We start from the raw sequence: 409 nt of genomic DNA on the forward strand, positions 1-409 counted from the left end.
GTGTTGTTACGCCAATATATGCCGTTCTGAGATCGGTATGAGTTAGATAATAAAAAACCGGCGCATGCGCCGGTTTTTCTTTGTGCAAACGGGTATGATTTATAGCGCTGCAGTCGCTGCAATCAGCCAGTTCTTTTCAGCTTCCGAGCAATGCGGCAGCAGCTTGTCGCGCGTCTGCGCATGATAATCATTGAGCCATGCCAGTTCGTCTGCATTGAGCAGTGAAACATCAATGAGACGACGATCAATCGGGCAGAAGGTCAGTGTCTCAAAGCTATGCATAGCGATATCGCCGCCATCAATTGCTTCTGGCTCTTTGACGATGATCAGGTTTTCAATACGGATGCCAAATTCACCCGGACGGTAATAGCCCGGTTCATTGGAAAGGATCATACCGGTTTTGAGTTCC

The 409-nt window shown here is 48.2% G+C and carries 1 protein-coding gene; it reads right to left on the reverse strand.

What is annotated here, in order from left to right; translation table 11 throughout:
- Positions 1-99 precede the first annotated feature (99 nt).
- On the reverse strand, positions 100-409 hold a 310-nt coding region (locus HBA93_RS18935; protein ID WP_221724328.1), incomplete at its 5' end, for a M24 family metallopeptidase C-terminal domain-containing protein.

Source organism: Ochrobactrum sp. SFR4, assembly GCF_019730395.1.
Classification (GTDB): Bacteria; Pseudomonadota; Alphaproteobacteria; order Rhizobiales; family Rhizobiaceae; genus Pseudochrobactrum.